Here is a 17,727-nt window from a genome sequence, read left to right as displayed (position 1 = left end):
GTGCAATTTTTTTCATCACAATCCTAATCGCTTCATCCTTTTTACTGAAAATAATAACATTAATTGGAGGCGGGAGTGTCCTTAGCTGGGAATTATATTGATGATGCCAGGATTTTCATCTGCCTTGTGGTGGCCTCGTTGCTTAATCTAATAATTGTTATTCTGAGACTAAAAGAATCTTTTAATTTGAGGAATAATTTTTGTGAATAAAACTAGCGGAAAAAAGCGGGTATTTTTAGGGTTACCCTTATTGGCGGTAATGAGTGATTGGAATTTTTGAACATTGTTCCTAGAAAGATTAGATTCATCATACTTCATCCTTGGCTTTATTTTTTGATGGATATAATTCTAACTTGTCCATATTTACAATAAAATTGTAGGTCATTAAAATATCCAACCCTAGAAGTCCATTGTGATTTTTTGGAAGAACTCCCACATCAATTTCAATATTCTTTATATTAAATTTATCAATTTGGATTTCATCCATTACCTTTGTATAGAATGGAACTGAACCACCAATTCCATATGCTTCATAAATATCGTCACCATTTTCATACGTTACTCCTATTTCTTCTAATATATCTGGACTAATTAACGTGTGAGAGAACCTGTATCGATAATCATATCATCGATTTGTAACGTTCTTCCTCGAAAAGTAACAATAAGTGATGTTGTAATAAGTTGTCCATCGAATGATATTTTCATTATATTCGTCTCACTCTCATCAACGGGTCTTTACGAATATGAACGATACATTCCTCGTTCGATGTATGGTAAACAATATTTCCAGGTTCTACCTTAAAAAACTCTTTATTCACTTTTTCTTCTGGAATGGACCGAATGGGTGCGACTTCATCAATGATTTTTTTGTCCTCTTCCTCATGATAATTAAGAATCGATACTAATACAAACTGATTTGGGAATAATTCTCTAACTTCCTGCCACTTCATATATCATCTCTCCTTTTTCCTTTTATTATAAGCTATAGCTAATTTCATATCACTTTTTTAAGCATTTTTACATAATTATTAAATCAGGTATCAACACATTGTGCAGCGAGTGGCTTTATTAAAAAAACGATGTTTAAGAAATCCTTAAAAAAACAAGGAGTAAAGCAGAATTCATAATACAAAATGGAACGTATGTTTGCTATAATATATGTAATAGAACTCTTTATATATTGAGGTGAATAGGAAATGTGGATTTCAATAAAATTGGCAGAAGTCGAAAATGAATCAATTGTAAAATACAAAAAGAGTAAAAGAAAAAAAGAAAAAACTTATTTGTATAAAGATGGGTGTTTAATGCTGCTACAAATGGTGAATGATGAGGCAACTTCAGAAAATGTTTTTAAAATCGGTAAGGACCTATACCAACTCGAAAATGAACATATCGTGGTAGACGAAAAGATTAGTAGAAAAAAGTGTCAAATTTATAAAGATGATAAAATAGTTGCACTTGAAAGAGTACAATTCAAATGGGCGGAAGAACAATTAAATAACTATGCGGTTGATATAAAAAAGCTGATTCAAGAAAGAATTGAAGAGAATGAAGAAGATTACCTTGATGAAGTAAGAAAAATGGTTGTATCAATCATAGTATATGGTGAAAAATATGATCTCGATTATTCAAATGATCCGGAATGGGATCATAGTGGAGAAACATACATCACTGGAGAGAGATTTAATCCAGATGATTATGATGAGTTAAAGGATTTATTGGATGAATACACCGGAGAAAAAGAACCATCTTTTATTAGCGGATGTGGATTTTTCCATAACCGTTACGAAAAAGATTTTGAAGAATTAACAAGAGAATTCATATGGTCTGTTGTTGGTGAAGTAGTAAAATCGGTATATTTAGACGATCAAAGGTTCCAAGAGTGCTCCCGCATCATCGCAAGAAGTGACATAGGACGTTTGTGTGAGGATGAAAAAGTCATTGACGGTATGGTTAGTTATTTATCACAAATTCCGGAGTTAAATGATTTTATATTTTGGGAAGTTGATCAAGAATTACAGGACATTGCAAGAGATATGCCTGTTAAGAAACTTTATGAAGAAGGAGCAGAATTGTTTTTGGATGAAAACGACAAAAAATATTTAGAAACGGAAAAGAAATGCACTCAATTAATAGATAAGATCAAATCGATGGATGGGATAAAGATTCTAACTGTAGTCACGGATCCTTTTCCACAAGTATTTGAATTAAAAGACGGTGAATTATCATCTCCGTATGTCGTAAACGGTCGAGGCCATTACTCACAGTTTAAAAAATTGATAAAAATTGGTATGAAAACTGGTGGAGGAATGACAATCAGATAAATAACTCCATTGAAAATAGCAGATGAGGATGAATTTGTCCATATCAGCAAAATTTCAGGAGTTAGATTGGTGCATAACTCATGGGAGGGAATTAGCTCAGCAGAAATTGAAGAAGCCCATTGTACAGATGCTCAAACTGGAAAACGCCTTCCTAAAGAAAAATATGTTTACTTTACTTCTTTTCAATAAAGTTTAGATCCGTAGCATCGATTGTATACAATAGGAAGCGAGTGTCATTGTGTATCGACTTTCTAGGGTATATCGAATTTGAGATGCTGATTTCTTAAATAGTAAGGAGCTTATATTTGAAAGTGGAGTGGATTAGTCGATAATCGTAATAAAACTTAATAGCTCTTGTTGTAGATAAAATCCAAATTTCAATTACCATATTAAATATACAACATAATCTATCTACAATTATTTCTGCTATATCAGAGAATGTAAAAAGGAATTTCAAGAATTGTTATTATGACTATGCAGGAGTTAGTGGATCAGGCGACAATTCTACCTTTTCAATACAACAAATTGAAAAGGCCTTGAATGCCTACAAGGAATTATATAATAATGGTGATTTCCTGTCAGAAAGAGTTTTCTTCACTTGGGATCAAAAACAAATCCTGAATTTTATACTAAACTGTTGGACCATTCTGGACAATTGGTTGAAGATATAAAACGGTTATAAACTATCAGACTATTTAACGTTATCAGACTTCCTTGATATGATTTAATCGAAAATTCTTATAGATTGAAAGAAGAGGTAGAAAAAATGCTTTTTTGTGCAAAAAAGGAGAAAAGACTGCAATAAAACATATAGAAGCTGAAAAAGAAGAAGCCGAACGAAAAAGAAAGGAAGATGAATTTAATAAAATTCAAGCAGATTTAGCTTGGGAAAAAGTAAAGAATGCGTATTTATTATATCACGGTAGATCCATGCCTTCAAAATTTGACAAACCTCTTTACACTATATACCTAGAACCTGTCTTATATCAAATGATTAATAATGGTTTGGATGTAAATGTAACAAGAAGTTTTGGTCGGTATAAGTCTAACTATTTCTCCAACAGCGGATGTATGCTGATTAACGGAATTAGGATTATAGATAATTAGCTTTAGTCAATGATATGATATAATGGAATGAGTAAAACCACAAGGCGGTGAAAGGATTGAGTGTAGATCGCGAAGAATTAAAGCGAATGATTGATCAAATTCCTGAACAAGATGCTCTTGAGGTGTATGATTTTATTGAATACTTAAACATGAAAAGGAAAAAAGATACAATAAATGAGATGGAAGTTGAATATCTTGCAAAAGATGAAGGACTTATACGTCAGGTTCAAAAAAGTTGTGAGGACCGCAGGAATGGACGTATTTACAGCAAAGGACAGGGGCTTGAGTATTTTCGGAAAAGTTTCGAGGAGTCTTAAGCATGGACAAGGAATATATTGTTTTTTGGTCGCAAACTGCGTTAAACGAATTGAGCAATATTCTTGCATACCCTTTGGATGTAAAGGAAAGAACTTATTTGGATTCGTTTAATCGATTATCCTATGCGCCTACTCTCACAGCAAAGAAAATACAAAATGGTATGTTGGAAGGATATTGGGTCAGGTTTGGACTTCATCAGGTTATGCTAGTATTTGAAGTTGATGAAGAGAACTCATTAGTTTGGGTTGATGGTATTAAACATAAGCGGGAAAATGTTTATTGGAAAAATAAATAATTCTAGTAAAATATCGGCATCTACATAAAATTGTAGATGTTTTTTGCGGAAAAAAGATTGCGGGTAGGCGGAAATAAATGGAATTGATAAATGAACTAATGGGCTGACAAAATAAAGACCGGCATTTATAGACGAATTGAGTTAAATTAAATAAATTTAACCACCAGCATCTAATGTGTTACCACATACACTCTGCGCATGTGGAGTGTGTAGCGTTGCTAGAGTTGAAATAGCTTTGTATCAATAGGCTTAGCGGATTTTTAGTTGTAAATTGAATTGTGATTTATGCTCCCTAGGACTAATGGTTCGGGGGATTTTTTTGCCCTTGGGGTCTAACTGTTACGAAGTTTTTTATTAAAAAGATTTCGACACTATTAATCAATATATCTTCTTGACAACTATTTTATGAATGTTAAGATAATACTGAAATGAGTTGGAAAACTTAATATTTTTCACCACTAGGGGTGCCATCAAAATGGCTGAGATTAAAGTGTGACTTTAAGACTCTTAGAACCTGATCTGGTTTAAACCAGCGTAGGGAAGTGGGATAGAGGAAATTTTCTTGTTCGATTTTAAAATAATTTCCATAAAAAACCACTTTCTTTATTTAAAAGGAAAGTGGTTTTTTTTATTCCACTTTCTCCGCTAATACTTAAATTTTCGGAGGGATTTTATGACGTTTTCACAGCAGTTACGACAAGAAGTAGATACGATTTGGGAGGCGAGCTTTCAGCATCCTTTTGTAAAAGGAATTGCCGATGGAAGCTTATCACTGAAAAGCTTTCGCTATTACGTGTTACAGGACTCTTATTATCTTTCTCATTTTGCAAAGGTGCAAGCGTTAGGGGCGGCGAAGGCACCAGATTTACATACAACTGCCCGTATGGCTGTCCACGCACAGGGGACAGCCGAAGCCGAATTGAAACTACATGCTAATTTTTCCAAACAATTAGGGATTACTGAAAATGAAATAGCGAAATTTAAGCCTGCTCCTACTGCATATGCCTATACCTCACATCTTTATCGTGTAGCATGTATTGGTCAACTCGGCGATATTATTGCAGCATTACTCCCTTGCTATTGGCTTTATGATGAAATCGGGCAGCGCCTAAAAGGGATGACACCAAAGGAACCGATCTACCAAGAATGGATTGCTGCATACGGTGGTGAATGGTTTCATGAATTGGTTGTGGAACAAATCAACCGTATCGATGAGATTGCTGAGAGGGTAACGGAATCAGATCGGGAGCGAATGTCTGAACTTTTTGTGATTAGCAGTCAATATGAATACTCGTTTTGGGAAATGGCTTATCGACAAGAAGAATGGCCTATCGAGAAACAGAATTCCATCATCAACAGCTAAAAGGAAGAGTGTAAGATGACTGGTTTCTGCAAAATTTTTAGAAAAGAATGAAACTAGATTAAAAGATTGCATGTCAGTGGTTATCGGACTTAAGTGTGGGTTGATTTAAAATTTTGGGATTCTATCAAACAAACCTATCTGGGAAAGGAGAACGATTAAATGATTACTAAAGAGGAAATTCAAAACAGGATGATTCAGGCAGTTGAAACTGTAATAAAAACAAATCCTATGGCAGGGTCGATCACCAACACGGTAACGATCAATTTTGTGGCTAATGCACAGCTTGCCGTCGGAGGATCCGCTGCGATGGTTTATCTGCCCGATGAGGGTGAATTTTTGGCAAAGGCCGGAGGGGCCACCTACATAAACGTCGGTACACTTCTCCCAATCTATGAGGAGACTCTACCTCATACAGCAAAAATTTTGCACGATACGGAGAAGCCATGGGTCCTGGATCCAGTCGCAGTTGGTATTGGCTCGCTGAGAACTCAACTGTTACAGCAGTTTAAAGAGTATAAACCAAGTGTGATTAGAGGAAATGCTTCGGAAATTATTGCCTTGGCTGGTTTGTGGGAGTTGGACGGTGGTACGGATGTATCCAATGTCCGAGGAGTGGATTCTACAGATACAGTAAACACCGCAAAGGCCGCGGCTGTCGCGTTGGCCAAATGGACCGGTGGGGCTGTTGCCGTATCGGGCAAAACGGATTTAATCACCGACGGTTCGGTCATTGCCTACTCTCATGGAGGGTCACATTTTATGGAGAAAATTACTGGGGCTGGCTGTTCATTGGGTGGAGTCGTCGCGGTCTATTCAACAGCCACCTCGCCGTTTATCGCCGCGCTTACTGCTTCTGCAGTCTACAATTTAGCGGGAGCCCGTGCTGAAAATAGGGTTGATGGGCCAGGAAGTTTTCAGGTTCAGTTCCTCGATGAACTGTATAAAGCAACCGCAGTGGATATTGCGCACAATCCATTTGAAATTGAGGAGGTTTAATTTATGAATACACTAATTGCCGTTGCAATCGCGCCTTTTGGTAAAGGTGAGGAACTTGCATCTGAAGTAGCCGAAGTGGTGAAAGTGATTCGTGAGTCAGGCTTACCACATCATACGACTTCCATGTTTACAGAGATTGAAGGGGAGTGGGATGAAGTCATGAAGGTTGTAAAAGACGCAACATTTGTACTTGCCGCCAAAGGAATCCGCACGGAAGTTGTTCTAAAGGCAGATATACGTCCTGGTTTTACGAACACGATGAATACAAAAGTCGATAAAATCAACGATATTTTGGGAGGACAAAATGAGCATTAGAAAAAATATTAATATTTCAGCCTACCTTGTTGTGGGCCCTGAGAATACGAAAAATCGGCCCGTTGGGACAATCATTAAAGATGCGATTGAGGCAGGTTTTACATGTATACAAATCCGTTCAAAGGTTGCCTCTGCCCTTGAACTAATTCAGTTGACCCGTGAAGCTTCCGAGGTAATCGCACAAGCTGGCAAGTCGGATGAAGTTGCGCTGCTCGTGAATGATCGTCTTGATGTGATTCTAGCTGCTAGAAAACAAGGGATTAAAGTAGATGGAATCCACGTCGGTCAATCGGATATCCCAGTGGATGTTTGTCGGGAATACTTAGGCGACGATTCAATCGTGGGCGTATCGGCCAGAACGCATGAATTATTCGAGTATATCAAAACAGTGGATGTCTCTCAGATTGACTATTTTGGCGCTGGACCACTGCGTGAAACGAAGACGAAACCGGACTGTGGTATGGATTTGGATGGGAAAATAGTGATCAGAAGTTTGGACGAAATTTCTGAGCTTGCTAAACTCAGCCCAATTCCGGTCGTAATCGGTGGCGGTGTTAAGCTTGCTGATATCCCTCCACTTGCACAAACCGGGGTGGATGGCTTTTTCGTGGTGTCCGCTGTAACAGAGGCTGATGATCCAAAGTTGGAAGCTACTAATCTAGTTATAGCTTGGAACTTAAATAAGCTTAACCCAATCAGCAAATAAACTAGTAAACTTATCATTTTTACACATAAGGCGATAGTAATGCTTTTTAAAAAAAGAATCTTCAGCGGCAAATAGGGTCACCACCTTTTGCCCTAGATAAAATAAATGTAAAAGAGAGCTGTGTATACAGCGAAATGGAGGGAGAAATGAAGACAGCATTAACAATTGCAGGAAGCGATTCCTCAGGAGGCGCCGGCATCCAGGCAGATATAAAGACAATGACCGCAAATGGCGTATATGCCATGAGTGCGATAACTGCACTTACTGCTCAGAATACAACTGGTGTTACGGATATTGTAGAAGTGACTCCAGAATTCTTGGGCAAACAGTTGGATAGTATTTTTACCGATATCTATCCGGATGCAGTGAAGATTGGTATGGTTTCATCAGCTGGACTGATTAAAACCATTTCAGAAAAGCTGAAGTTTTATCATGCAAAAAACATTGTTGTCGATCCGGTAATGGTTTCCACCAGCGGTTCAAAGCTTCTTCAGGACGATGCAGTGGAAACATTAAAGAATGACATCTTTCATCAGGCGATTTTATTGACACCAAATATTCCGGAAGCTTCTGTTTTATCAGGAATATCCATTATTAATGAAGCTGATATGATTAAGGCGGCAAAAATCATCAGTAAGGAATACGGATGTGCCGTTCTTTGTAAGGGTGGACACAGCATAAACGATGCCAATGATTTATTGTATTATAATCATGAGTACAGATGGTTCATAGGGGACCGAGTGGACAATAAAAATACTCATGGAACTGGGTGTACCTTATCCAGTGCCATCGCTTCAGGTCTTGCCAAGGGCATGGATTTGCAGGGGTCAATTGAATTTGCCAAGGAATATGTATCAGGTGCATTATGGGCAATGCTTGATCTTGGAAAAGGAAGCGGACCGCTTAACCACGTTTGGAATGTCTATACGGATGCAAAAATTATAAATAAATAGGGATGTATAGTAGTTGAAGTAAACTGGGCATGTTGAGTCAGTCGCGATGATAAAGTTGATTATAGGCAATTTGTAGTTGAATATAGATGTGTGTTTCAGGCTCCCTCAGACTAGTTGTTTGGGGGAGTTTTGTTTTAGGGGTGTAATTTTCACAAAGAATAAGAAGTGATATAGTTGTGCTAAAATGTTGTTAATGAGGAATTTAGATAAAAAGTACTTATAGAAGGAGAAAGCAATGAACAATTATAAATTAACCATTCAATATGATGGTGCCCGCTACAAGGGGTGGCAACGACTCGGTAACGATGACAAAACCATTCAAGGAAAAATTGAAAACGTATTATCAGAGTTGGCAGGAGAAAAAATTGAAATCATCGGATCTGGAAGAACGGATGCAGGTGTACATGCTCTTGCCCAAATTGCGAATTTTAAGATGCATAAAGATTCAACGGAAGATGAGGTTATGCAATATTTAAATAGGTATCTTCCTAATGATATTAGCGTTGTCGATGTATCGTTCGTTCCTGATCGATTTCATGCACGCTATAATGCGAATGATAAAACTTATTTGTGTAAGATTTGGAACGAGAAATATCCCCATCCCTTCATGCGAAAGTACAGTATGCATGTGGAGGACAGGCTTGATATTGAAAAAATGCGAAAAGCATCTCAGTATTTTCTAGGTACGCATGACTTTACATCCTATTCCAATGCCAAGTCGAAGAAAAAGTCAATGGTGCGTGAAATCTACTCACTTGATATAGAAGAAAACGAGGGTTTCATCGAAATTAAAGTTCGTGGCAACGGCTTCCTTTACAATATGGTTAGAAAAATTGTAGGAACGTTAATTGAAGTTGGATTAGGAGAAAAAGATCCTACTACAATCCCTACGATTCTTGAATCAAAAGAAAGAATTCAAACAGGTCGTATGGCGGAAGCCGAGGGATTGTATTTGGAGAAGGTTGGTTTTTAAAAAAACATCCACCACACCCTATGTTGCCACACCTGGAAAATGTAGCAAAGCTTGTTTTAAATGAATATAAGGTTGCTGGCCCCATATTGGGGCTTTTTGAGGTACAAGTACAATTGTTTAAAAAGGTTAAGCGACAAAAACTTCCATTACCTGGATGGTGCCTGGCACCCAGGGTAAATTTGTGTTAAAAAAGTTAGTTGTTTGAGTATACAAAGTGATTGGGTTATAGTTATAATAGAAATTGTAAACACTTTCAAACCAATGGAGGATATTATGTCTAAAAACTCTAAACCAAATGAACCGATTGTTACACATATTTACACAGCAGATCCTTCCGCGCATGTTTTTGAAGGAAAGCTTTATATTTATCCTTCTCATGATCTTGATCATGATGAACCTTCGAATGATAATGGTGACCAATATAAGATGGAAGACTACCATGTTTTATCCATGGATGAAGCAGGCGGTCCAGTTGTAGACCACGGTGAAGTACTTCACTTAAAAGATATCCCTTGGGCAAGTAAACAGCTTTGGGCACCTGATGCTGCTTATAAAAATAATACGTACTATTTATTCTTCCCAGCGAGAGATAAAGATGGCATCTTTAGACTTGGCGTCGCAACTAGCGATAAACCTGCAGGACCTTTCAAGGCAGAGGAAAATTACATTCCTGGAAGCTTCAGCATTGACCCGGCAGTATTAGTGGATGAAGATGAAAAAGCATATGTTTACTTTGGTGGCCTTTGGGGTGGACAGTTGGAAAAGTGGCAGACTAGAACATTTAAAGAAGATGCCGAAGGACCAGCTCCTACAGAACCAGCGTTAGGACCAATCGTAGCCGAACTAAGCGATGATATGCTTACTTTTAAAAGTGAGCCAAATGAAATTTCAATTGTAGATGAAGATGGCAACCCACTTCTAGCAGGAGACGAAGATCGTCGATTCTTTGAAGGCCCTTGGGTTCATAAGTATAATGGTCTATACTATCTTTCCTATTCTACCGGTAACACTCATAAAATTGTTTATGCAGTAAGTGAAAATCCTCAGGGACCTTTTGTGTACAAAGGAACGATTCTTACTCCAGTCATCGGCTGGACAACGCATCATTCCATTGTTGAGTATCAGGGTAAATGGTATCTGTTCTATCACGATTGCGAAATGTCAGATGGCGTAAACCATAAGCGTTCAGTCAAGTACACGGAACTTAAGTATAACGAAGACGGAACCATTCAAACGATTGATCCTTATGGACATAAGTAAGTAAGTGAACCGCTTGCCTCCTTATTGTAGTAACGAGTTCTATTTTGAGGTACAGAAGGCAAGAGAAAAGCAGGGCAACCCTATGGGATTTGCCCTGCTTTTTTTGCTATTCTTATCCCTTACAAAATAAAGGGAAAAATTCCCCTTAATTAGCAAATACCATTAAAAATAGCAAAAATAAGCGGAGAAATTCCCTTTATTAACTCGAGAAACGTTAAAATTGCGGGATTTTTATTGGTATAGCGGGAGAATCTCCCCTTATTTCATATTCACTAGTTAATCAATAAAGCACTCAGATTTAGAACTGAAATTTTCGTGAGATTTGTTGTTAAATAGCCCCGTTAACCTGAGAGGGCACTGAAAAGGTCCCTCGAAATAGAAAAGTGCTAAAACATAGTTGTTGATTTCCGTTCCAGGCGGCTTCGCTTTCCGCGGGCGTGCCGGGGAGCCTCCTCGGTGCCTTTGGCACCTGTGGGGTCTCCCCTGCCCCGTACTCCCGCAGGAGTCTTCGCCGCCTTCCACTCCAATCAACAGTGTCTTTAATTAGGTTGAGTTTAAAAATTAACAAAAAAACGACTCTAAATCAGGTTTTGAATATTAGAGTCGTTTTTTGATTGAAGAAATTACTTTTTCAAAAACCCGAAGGCTTTTCAGTGCCTTCTAACCTGATGGGGTCATTTTTTTAGTTTAAGGTGTTCAGCAAAAAGGTTCATGAGGCCCAAAAAGAGCGACCATTAGAGAATTAGGATCAAGAAGTCCCAAGAGAATCGCCTAAACAAAAAGACACCATAATCGAATTATGATGCCATAAAATCAACTTATGAGATTTTCTCTTCGCCCTTAATAAAGTTATCAACAACAAAAGCTGTGACACCTAAAGCAGTTGAATATTTGCCAAGCTTGGAGAAGTTTAATTGCATTTCGTTTTGGTGGTAGGCAAGGGTATGATTTTGAATGGTTGTCTGGATTGGCTGCTCAATCCATTCTTGTGCAAGTGCCAAGCGGTTGCCAATGATGACTTGGTCAGGGTTAAAGGTATTAATGATGTTATTGATTCCAAAGCCGAGGTAACGTCCAATATTTTCAAAAAGACTTTGAGCGACTTGATTCCCGCTCTCAGCAGATTGGATTAAAGACTCTAGTGTATCAACGTCTTGATCAGCCATCTCTAGCAATGCATGTTCAGAGGCGTAGGCTTCCCAACATCCGCTGCTCCCACAGTTGCAACGCTTGCCGTTCATATCAATCACCATATGACCCATTTCACCGGAGAATCCATTTTTCCCTTGATATAATTCTTGATTTAAAATAATCCCAACACCTATACCAATCCCGGCACTAATATAGATAATATTTTGATAATCTTGACCTGCACCAAACTGCTGTTCACCGACAGCCCCGGCATTCGCCTCGTTTTCAATGATAACGGGTACTTTGAACAAGCGTGCAAGGTCCTCTTTTAACTGAATATTTGTCCAGCCTAAATTCGGAGCAAGCAGGATCGACCCTTCTTTGTTTACAATCCCAGGTACACCGATTCCAATCCCAATAATTCCATATCTACTGTGAGGCATTTCTTCCATTAAAGACTGAATCATCGTTTGAACAATGCTCATGATCGTAGAATAGGGGGTTCTGTTAACCGCCTGGTTTTTTTCCACGACAATATTGCCTTTTAAATCCGTCAAGACACATAAAACATAGTTAACACCGATATCAATTCCAATCGCATATCCGGCATTTTTATTGAAATGAAGGATCACAGGTCGTCGGCCACCGCTTGATTCACCTGGGCCGGATTCGTAAATAAGTTCTTCTGCTAATAATTCATTTACTAATGAAGAAACAGTTGTCTTATTTAATCCTGATACCTGGGCAATGTCAGCTCGGGAGAGGGACCCTTTTTCCATAACTAATTGCAATACGAGGGCTTTATTATTTTTCTTTACAACTTGTTGATTCCAGGTCATCGTTCCCACTATGATTAACTCCTTATTTAGTAGTAAATTTATTTTATCATAAACATTGTTTGATGGATATACAAAGAAGGAACTCGGTGATATGATAGATTCGAAAAAAGTGAATTCGCTTACAACGTGAAACAATCTGATAAAATAGCGAAAAAAATATTTTATAAATCTTTGTTTATTCAATAGACAAACAAAGTTTACGATGCTATAATCTGAATGTACAAAGGTTACATATTAAGAGTGTTATACAACCTTTTGTAAGCAGTTACAAGATTGGTATAAATCTAAAACCCTACTAGGAGGAATAACCCAATGGCTTATTTCGAAAACATTAACAAAATCCGGTATGAAGGTGCAAAATCTCAAAATCCGTTCGCATTCAAATATTATAATCCAGAAGAAAAAATAAATGGCAAGACAATGGAAGAGCTTCTTCGTTTCTCAGTAGCATACTGGCATACATTCACTGCTGATGGTGGAGATCCATTCGGTGCAGGTACTGCGATCCGTCCTTGGGACAATCTAAAAGGATTAGATTTAGCAAAAGCACGTGTCGAAGCAGCATTTGAACTTTTTGAAAAGTTAGATGTTCCTTTCTTCGCATTCCATGATGTGGATATCGCTCCAGAAGGTAGCACATTAAAAGAATCAAATGAAAACCAAGATGTTATCGTATCAATGATCAAAGATTATATGAAAACTAGCAAGACGAAATTGCTTTGGAACACAGCTAACATGTTCACAAACCCAAGATATACTCACGGAGCAGCAACTTCACCGAACGCAGATGTCTTCGCTTACTCTGCAGCGAAAGTGAAAAAAGGCTTAGAAGTGGCAAAAGAACTTGGTGCTGAAAACTATGTATTCTGGGGCGGCCGTGAAGGGTACGAAACGCTTCTTAACACAGACATGAAGCTTGAGCAGGACAACCTAGCACGTTTCTTCCATATGGCGGTTGATTATGCGAAAGAAATCGGCTTAAATGTTCCATTCTTAATCGAGCCAAAACCAAAAGAGCCTACAAAGCACCAGTACGACTTCGACGTAGCAACAGGAATCGGCTTCTTACAGAAGTATGACCTAACAGACTACTTCAAGTTCAATATCGAAGCAAACCACGCAACACTTGCTGGACATACATTTGAGCATGAGTTACACACAGCTCGTATCAATGGAATGCTTGGATCAGTGGATGCAAACCAAGGGGATACTCTTCTTGGATGGGATACAGATGAATTCCCAACAGATCTATACACAAACACATTAGCAATGTACGAAATCCTTAAAAACGATGGACTAGGCAGCGGCGGATTGAACTTCGATGCAAAAGTTAGAAGAGGTTCATTCGATGCGGACGATCTATTCCATGCACATATTGCTGGTATGGATGCATTTGCTGTCGGCACAAAGGTTGCAAACAAGTTAATCGAAGATAAGGTTCTTGATAACTTTGTTGAAGAGCGTTACAGCAGCTACACATCTGGAATTGGTCAGAAGATTGTCGAAGGAGCTACAAACTTCCGTGAGCTTGAACAATATGCTCTTGGCTTAACTGAAATTAAAAATACTTCAGGTAGAACTGAGCGCCTAAAAGCAATCATCAACCAGTATCTATTAGAAACAATTTCTGAGTAATCTATTCTTAATATAATCATAAAAAATGTGCTGGCGTTTTATTACTCCAGCACATTTTTATAAGAAGCGGTTTTCGTGAGGTTATTTTAAAAGTAAATTCACAAGCTCTTTTCTCCTTGGCTGTTTAATTTATAAAAATAGTATCTTAATATGAGAAAAGGCCTTATAAGAAAAGGATGATATGGATGAAGTACGTAATTGGGGTTGACCTTGGAACTAGTGCGGTAAAGATTTTGCTCGTGAATCAAAAGGGTGAAGTGTGCAATGAAGTGTCAAAATCCTATCCCCTTATAATTGAAAAATCAGGCTATAGTGAACAAAACCCAGAAGAATGGGTGGAGAAAACGACAGAAGGTTTAGCTGAACTGATCGGCAAGTTTGATGGGGATGTAAACGATATCGAAGGAATCAGCTTTTCCGGACAAATGCATGGGCTTGTTTTATTAGATGAAAACAACCAAGTACTTAGAAATGCAATTTTATGGAATGATACTAGAACAACGAAACAATGCGAGGAAATTTATGACGTTGTTGGCCAACAACAACTGTTAGAGATTACCAAGAACCCTGCTTTGGAAGGGTTTACACTACCTAAAATCCTTTGGGTAAAAGAAAATGAACCTGAGCTTTTCGCACAATCTAGTGTATTTATGCTTCCTAAAGATTACTTGCGTTACCGAATGACTGGAAACATTCATATGGAGTACTCAGATGCAGCAGGTACGCTGTTGTTAAACGTGGCGAAGCGTGAGTGGAGTCAAGAAATCTTAAATCTGTTCGACCTAGCTCCTGAATTCTGCCCACCATTAGTAGAATCTCATGGCTTTGTTGGACCGGTAAATGCTGAATTTTCCCTAGCAACAGGATTATCCGAAGCGACAAAGGTGTTCGCAGGCGGTGCAGACAATGCATGTGGTGCGATTGGATCTGGGATTTTAGCTGAAGGCAAAACCTTATGCAGTATCGGAACTTCTGGTGTTGTTCTTTCTTATGAAGAAAGAAATGACCTCGATTTTGAAGGCAAGGTTCACTATTTTAACCATAGTGAAGAAAATACTTATTATACGATGGGTGTAACGCTGGCTGCAGGGTATAGCTTAAGCTGGTTTAAAGACACATTTGCGAAAGAAGAAGCATTTGATCAATTTTTAGAAGGCGTGGATGAAGTTTCTGCAGGTAGCAACGGATTATTATTTACTCCTTACATTGTTGGGGAGAGAACTCCGTATGCGGATTCAAATATTCGTGGTAGCTTTATTGGTGTCGATGCTGCCCATGAGCGCAAGCATTTTGCTCGCTCGGTTCTTGAAGGAATTACCTTCTCTCTAAATGATTCGATTGAAATCTTTAGAAATAGTGGCAAGACGATTGATACCATCATCTCCATTGGTGGCGGAGCGAAAAACGAAACTTGGTTACAAATGCAAGCAGATATTTTCAATGCGAAAATTGAAAAGCTTACAAGTGAACAAGGTCCGGGAATGGGCGCAGCGATGCTAGCGGCTTACGGTTCAGGCTGGTTTACCTCTTTGAAAGAATGTGCCGAAACCTTTATTCAAACATCGAAAACGTATCACCCAATTCCAGAAAACGTAGAGAGGTACAAAAAAATCTACGCAATCTATCAGCAAGTGTACACACAAACAAAAACGCTTAACGATCAGTTAAGAGAATTTAGAAAGTAATTTGACTTATCCTCTAAACCCCACGTGCATAATGTGGGGTCTTTCTTTCAATTTTATCTAAAAAGGAGCGGGCAAATGAGCTATATTAAAAATCCGATTCTACCAGGATTCAATCCTGACCCATCGATTATAAGAGTCGAGGATGATTATTATATTGCTACCTCGACGTTTGAATGGTTTCCTGGTGTGCAAATTCATCACTCAAAGGATCTAAAGAACTGGCGTCTGTTAACCCATCCCTTAACACGTAAAAGTCAACTCGATATGATCGGGAATCCTGATTCTGGTGGCATTTGGGCACCATGTTTAAGCTATCATGAAGGAACGTATTATTTAATTTTCACCGATGTGAAAACGCTTATTGGGCCATTTAAGGATACGCATAACTACCTGATTACTGCAGAGGATATTATGGGACCATGGTCTGAGCCGATTTACCTGAACAGCAGTGGATTTGATCCATCGCTATTTCATGATGACGATGGGAAAAAGTGGCTGGTGAATATGGTGTGGGATCATCGGAAGAACAAAAATTCATTTGGTGGAATCCTCATGCAAGAGTATTCTTCTGAGGAAGAAAAGCTAGTTGGTCCGATTTACAATATTTTTAAAGGGACTGATTTGGGGTTAACCGAAGCTCCTCATCTTTATAAACATAATGGCTATTATTATTTGATGACAGCTGAAGGTGGGACAAGGTATAACCATGCGGTCACCGTAGCCCGTGCGACTTCTATCTTTGGTCCTTACGAGGTGGATCCGACTGGCCCGATTTTAACATCTGCTGGAAATCCAGAGCTTTCCTTGCAAAAGGCAGGACATGCAAGCATTGTACATACGCAAAATAACGAACTGTATTTGGTTCATTTAACTGGACGTCCGCTCAAACCTTCGATGAACTGTAATTTAGGCCGGGAAACGGCGATTCAAAAAGGCGTTTGGACGGAGGATGGCTGGTTAAGGCTAGCAGGTGGTGGGAATGAACCACAAGAATTAGTGGAAGCCCCAAATCTACCTGAGGTTCCTTTTAAAGCGGAAGAAGAAATCGATGATTTTACTCAGAATGAACTTAGTATCCAGTTTAATTCATTACGTGAACCAGTTTCAGAAGACTGGGCGTCACTTAAGCAACGTTCTGGTTTTCTCCGATTGTTCGGGCGCGAATCATTTAGTTCTGCTCATAACCAAAGCCTTGTAGCCCGTAGGCAGCAGGCCTTTACTGTTACGGTTGACACGGCCGTTGAGTTTGAACCAGAGACGTTCCAACAGATGGCCGGCTTGGTTTACTACTATAATACCCGTAATTATTACTATCTCTGGATCAGTCACGATGAAGAACTAGGAAAAAGTTTAGGCATTATGTCCAATCATCGTGGGGCGTATGATGAACCGCTCGAAACGCCGGTTTCCATTGAAGGCTGGGAAAAAGTCTATCTAAAAGCAGACATCCATTATGAAAAACTACAGTTCTCCTATTCAAAGGATGGAATCACTTGGACAGCGATTGGTCCTGAATTGGATGCTAGTAAAATTTCAGATGATTATGTGGAAACAAAAGTAGGCGGAGTATTGCTTGACCAAGGGTTTACAGGTGCGTTTATTGGTATCTGTGCCCAGGATTTGAGCGGTCGAAGAAAACATGCCGATTTTGATTATTTTCGGTATCAGGAGCGTGGGAACAGTCTTTAAACAAAGGAATAAAGGCAGGTTTCACGAATCTGTGACTGTAGAATTTGGTATAAAACCGGTTGATTGGAGAGGAAGGCGCTTGACTCCTGCGGGGGCAGCGTAACAGGTGAGACCCCGCAGGAGCGCAGCGACGAGGAG

The 17,727-nt window shown here is 38.8% G+C and carries 17 protein-coding genes and 1 riboswitch; of the genes, 14 read left to right on the top strand and 3 right to left on the bottom strand.

Annotation, left to right across the window (positions count from 1 at the left end):
* Nucleotides 1-307: 307 nt before the first annotated feature.
* Nucleotides 308-568 carry a retropepsin-like domain-containing protein gene (locus BMX30_RS19280; protein WP_244532675.1) on the bottom strand — a complete coding sequence of 87 codons (261 nt, stop codon included), beginning with the start codon at nt 566-568 and terminating at the stop codon, nt 308-310.
* A gap of 136 nt (nt 569-704) precedes the next feature.
* The gene (locus tag BMX30_RS19275; protein WP_090749387.1) at nt 705-950 is read right to left on the bottom strand and encodes a hypothetical protein; all 246 of its coding nucleotides are present in this window, start codon (nt 948-950) and stop codon (nt 705-707) included.
* A gap of 246 nt (nt 951-1,196) precedes the next feature.
* On the opposite strand from BMX30_RS19275, the gene BMX30_RS19270 reads away from it, so the two are divergent.
* From BMX30_RS19270 to BMX30_RS19215, 11 genes are all read left to right on the top strand, one after another.
* Nucleotides 1,197-2,324, top strand: coding sequence for a hypothetical protein (locus tag BMX30_RS19270; protein WP_090749385.1), 1,128 nt, complete (start codon nt 1,197-1,199; stop codon nt 2,322-2,324).
* A gap of 774 nt (nt 2,325-3,098) precedes the next feature.
* Complete coding sequence (locus tag BMX30_RS23655) at nt 3,099-3,431, top strand: hypothetical protein (RefSeq protein WP_090749381.1); 333 nt, start codon at nt 3,099-3,101, stop codon at nt 3,429-3,431.
* A gap of 56 nt (nt 3,432-3,487) precedes the next feature.
* The gene (locus tag BMX30_RS19255; protein ID WP_090749379.1) at nt 3,488-3,748 is read left to right on the top strand and encodes a hypothetical protein; all 261 of its coding nucleotides are present in this window, start codon (nt 3,488-3,490) and stop codon (nt 3,746-3,748) included.
* A 2-nt stretch (nt 3,749-3,750) separates the two neighbouring features.
* Nucleotides 3,751-4,044, top strand: coding sequence for a type II toxin-antitoxin system RelE family toxin (locus BMX30_RS19250; protein ID WP_090749376.1), 294 nt, complete (start codon nt 3,751-3,753; stop codon nt 4,042-4,044).
* Nucleotides 4,045-4,494: 450 nt separating this feature from the next.
* Nucleotides 4,495-4,602, top strand: a riboswitch (TPP riboswitch).
* Nucleotides 4,603-4,717: 115 nt separating this feature from the next.
* Nucleotides 4,718-5,407 carry a thiaminase II gene (gene tenA / locus BMX30_RS19245; protein WP_090749374.1) on the top strand — a complete coding sequence of 230 codons (690 nt, stop codon included), beginning with the start codon at nt 4,718-4,720 and terminating at the stop codon, nt 5,405-5,407.
* 159 nt (nt 5,408-5,566) lie between these two features.
* On the top strand, nt 5,567-6,403 hold the full coding sequence (thiM, locus tag BMX30_RS19240) for a hydroxyethylthiazole kinase (RefSeq protein ID WP_090749372.1): 837 nt from the start codon (nt 5,567-5,569) through the stop codon (nt 6,401-6,403).
* 3 nt (nt 6,404-6,406) lie between these two features.
* Nucleotides 6,407-6,718: an MTH1187 family thiamine-binding protein gene (locus tag BMX30_RS19235; RefSeq protein ID WP_090749370.1), complete on the top strand. Its 312-nt coding sequence runs from the start codon at nt 6,407-6,409 to the stop codon at nt 6,716-6,718.
* Nucleotides 6,708-7,424: a thiamine phosphate synthase gene (locus BMX30_RS19230; RefSeq protein WP_090749369.1), complete on the top strand. Its 717-nt coding sequence runs from the start codon at nt 6,708-6,710 to the stop codon at nt 7,422-7,424. The genes BMX30_RS19235 and BMX30_RS19230 overlap by 11 nt, the downstream gene beginning before the upstream one ends.
* Nucleotides 7,425-7,570: 146 nt before the next feature.
* On the top strand, nt 7,571-8,377 hold the full coding sequence (thiD, locus tag BMX30_RS19225; protein WP_090749367.1) for a bifunctional hydroxymethylpyrimidine kinase/phosphomethylpyrimidine kinase: 807 nt from the start codon (nt 7,571-7,573) through the stop codon (nt 8,375-8,377).
* Between the two features lie 235 nt (nt 8,378-8,612).
* Nucleotides 8,613-9,350, top strand: coding sequence for a tRNA pseudouridine(38-40) synthase TruA (gene truA, locus BMX30_RS19220; protein WP_090749365.1), 738 nt, complete (start codon nt 8,613-8,615; stop codon nt 9,348-9,350).
* A gap of 273 nt (nt 9,351-9,623) precedes the next feature.
* Nucleotides 9,624-10,610, top strand: coding sequence for a glycoside hydrolase family 43 protein (locus tag BMX30_RS19215; RefSeq protein ID WP_090749363.1), 987 nt, complete (start codon nt 9,624-9,626; stop codon nt 10,608-10,610).
* Nucleotides 10,611-11,428: 818 nt separating this feature from the next.
* Here BMX30_RS19215 and BMX30_RS19205 read toward each other — a convergent pair.
* A complete protein-coding gene (locus tag BMX30_RS19205) occupies nt 11,429-12,580 on the bottom strand; it encodes an ROK family transcriptional regulator (RefSeq protein WP_170843948.1) in 1,152 nt (383 codons plus the stop codon).
* Between the two features lie 312 nt (nt 12,581-12,892).
* On the opposite strand from BMX30_RS19205, the gene xylA reads away from it, so the two are divergent.
* The 3 genes from xylA to BMX30_RS19190 all read left to right on the top strand — a co-directional run bounded on the left by xylA (nt 12,893) and on the right by BMX30_RS19190 (nt 17,589).
* On the top strand, nt 12,893-14,215 hold the full coding sequence (gene xylA, locus BMX30_RS19200; RefSeq protein ID WP_090749357.1) for a xylose isomerase: 1,323 nt from the start codon (nt 12,893-12,895) through the stop codon (nt 14,213-14,215).
* Between the two features lie 185 nt (nt 14,216-14,400).
* Entirely contained in the window at nt 14,401-15,900 is a 1,500-nt protein-coding gene (xylB, locus tag BMX30_RS19195) for a xylulokinase (RefSeq protein ID WP_090749354.1), read from the top strand.
* A 75-nt stretch (nt 15,901-15,975) separates the two neighbouring features.
* Nucleotides 15,976-17,589 (top strand): glycoside hydrolase family 43 protein, encoded by a 1,614-nt coding sequence (locus tag BMX30_RS19190; protein WP_090749352.1) that lies wholly within the window; start codon nt 15,976-15,978, stop codon nt 17,587-17,589.
* Nucleotides 17,590-17,727: the final 138 nt, after the last annotated feature.

The sequence above is a fragment of the Mesobacillus persicus genome, assembly GCF_900109925.1.
GTDB classification, from domain to species: Bacteria; Bacillota; Bacilli; order Bacillales; family Cytobacillaceae; genus Mesobacillus_B; species Mesobacillus_B persicus.
Note: the sequence above shows the minus strand (reverse complement) of the source record. Positions and strands in the feature narration are given on the sequence as shown.

Bases quoted from the DNA above. Each gene is read 5' to 3' on its own strand.
- BMX30_RS19275 (WP_090749387.1), bottom strand. From the start codon at position 950: ATGAAGTGGCAGGAAGTTAGAGAATTATTCCCAAATCAGTTTGTATTA.
- BMX30_RS19270 (WP_090749385.1), top strand. From the start codon at position 1,197: ATGTGGATTTCAATAAAATTGGCAGAAGTCGAAAATGAATCAATTGTA.
- BMX30_RS19250 (WP_090749376.1), top strand. From the start codon at position 3,751: ATGGACAAGGAATATATTGTTTTTTGGTCGCAAACTGCGTTAAACGAA.
- tenA (WP_090749374.1), top strand. From the start codon at position 4,718: ATGACGTTTTCACAGCAGTTACGACAAGAAGTAGATACGATTTGGGAG.
- thiM (WP_090749372.1), top strand. From the start codon at position 5,567: ATGATTACTAAAGAGGAAATTCAAAACAGGATGATTCAGGCAGTTGAA.
- BMX30_RS19235 (WP_090749370.1), top strand. From the start codon at position 6,407: ATGAATACACTAATTGCCGTTGCAATCGCGCCTTTTGGTAAAGGTGAG.
- BMX30_RS19230 (WP_090749369.1), top strand. From the start codon at position 6,708: ATGAGCATTAGAAAAAATATTAATATTTCAGCCTACCTTGTTGTGGGC.
- thiD (WP_090749367.1), top strand. From the start codon at position 7,571: ATGAAGACAGCATTAACAATTGCAGGAAGCGATTCCTCAGGAGGCGCC.
- truA (WP_090749365.1), top strand. From the start codon at position 8,613: ATGAACAATTATAAATTAACCATTCAATATGATGGTGCCCGCTACAAG.
- BMX30_RS19215 (WP_090749363.1), top strand. From the start codon at position 9,624: ATGTCTAAAAACTCTAAACCAAATGAACCGATTGTTACACATATTTAC.
- BMX30_RS19205 (WP_170843948.1), bottom strand. From the start codon at position 12,580: ATGACCTGGAATCAACAAGTTGTAAAGAAAAATAATAAAGCCCTCGTA.
- xylA (WP_090749357.1), top strand. From the start codon at position 12,893: ATGGCTTATTTCGAAAACATTAACAAAATCCGGTATGAAGGTGCAAAA.
- xylB (WP_090749354.1), top strand. From the start codon at position 14,401: ATGAAGTACGTAATTGGGGTTGACCTTGGAACTAGTGCGGTAAAGATT.
- BMX30_RS19190 (WP_090749352.1), top strand. From the start codon at position 15,976: ATGAGCTATATTAAAAATCCGATTCTACCAGGATTCAATCCTGACCCA.